Origin of the sequence: Ochrobactrum sp. S1502_03 (genome assembly GCF_044435015.1) — a bacterium.
Classification (GTDB): Bacteria; Pseudomonadota; Alphaproteobacteria; order Rhizobiales; family Rhizobiaceae; genus Brucella; species Brucella chromiisoli.
Genome location: NZ_JAYEXN010000086.1, coordinates 1 through 1,357, shown reverse-complemented (window position 1 = coordinate 1,357; position 1,357 = coordinate 1). Strand labels below are relative to the sequence as shown.

Below are 1,357 nucleotides of genomic sequence, written 5' to 3'. Positions count from 1 at the left end.
CATGGCAGACCGTCCGATTATGACGACAAGTGCTGGTGCACCGATCCCGGATAACCAGAATTCCCTGACTGCGGGTGAGCGCGGCCCTATTTTGTTGCAGGACTATCAGCTGATCGAAAAGCTGGCACATCAGAACCGCGAGCGTATTCCTGAGCGCGCTGTTCACGCCAAGGGCTGGGGTGCATTTGGGACGCTGACTATCACAGGCGATATTTCCAGATATACCAAGGCCAAGGCTTTGCAGCCCGGTGCAAAAAACCCGATGCTGGCGCGCTTCTCAACCGTTGCCGGCGAGCAGGGTGCCGCTGATGCCGAGCGCGATGTGCGCGGCTTTGCACTGAAGTTCTACACCGAGGAAGGCAACTGGGATCTGGTTGGCAACAACACACCGGTGTTCTTCGTGCGTGATCCGGTCAAGTTCCCGGATTTCATCCATACCCAGAAGCGTCATCCCAAGACCAATCTGCGCTCCGCTACTGCCATGTGGGATTTCTGGTCGCTTTCGCCAGAAAGCCTGCATCAGGTGACGATCCTGATGTCGGATCGCGGGCTTCCGACCGATGTGCGCCACATTAACGGTTACGGTTCGCACACCTATTCCTTCTGGAATGATGCGGGTGAACGCTATTGGGTCAAGTTTCACTTCAAGACCTTGCAGGGCCACAAGCACTGGACCAACAGCGAGGCCGAACAGGTGATTGGCCGCACGCGTGAATCCACGCAGGAAGACCTGTTTACATCCATCGAGAAGGGCGACTTTCCGAAGTGGAAAGTTCAGGTTCAGATCATGCCGGAACTGGACGCTGACAAGACGCCTTATAACCCCTTTGATCTTACCAAGGTCTGGCCGCATGCCGATTATCCGCCAATCGATATTGGTGTGATGGAACTCAACCGCAATGCGGAAAACTATTTCACCGAGATCGAAAACGCGGCGTTTTCGCCCTCCAATATCGTGCCCGGTATCAGCTATTCGCCAGATAAAATGCTTCAGGCGCGGCTGTTCTCCTATGCCGATGCGCATCGTCATCGTCTTGGCACGCATTATGAGAACCTGCCGGTTAACCAGCCAAAATGCCCTGTGCATCATTATCATCGTGATGGTCAAATGAATACATATGGCGGCATTGCTACGGGTAACCCGGATGCGTTTTACGAGCCAAACTCGTTTAACGGCCCTGTAGAGCAGCCATCGGCCAAGGAACCGCCACTGCGCATTCAGGGTGATGCGGATCGCTATAATCATCGTATCGGCAATGATGATTATTCGCAGCCACGTGCTTTGTTCAATCTGTTTGATGATGGGCAGAAGCAACGCCTGTTCTCAAACATTGCAGCAGCCATGGGCGGTGTGCCG

Annotated in this window: 1 protein-coding gene; it reads left to right on the top strand. The window is 54.2% G+C overall.

What is annotated here, in order from left to right; all coding sequences use genetic code 11:
- Position 1: 1 nt before the first annotated feature.
- Positions 2-1,357: catalase (locus VBH83_RS19305; protein ID WP_396999091.1), on the top strand; the 1,356-nt coding region annotated here is incomplete at its 3' end.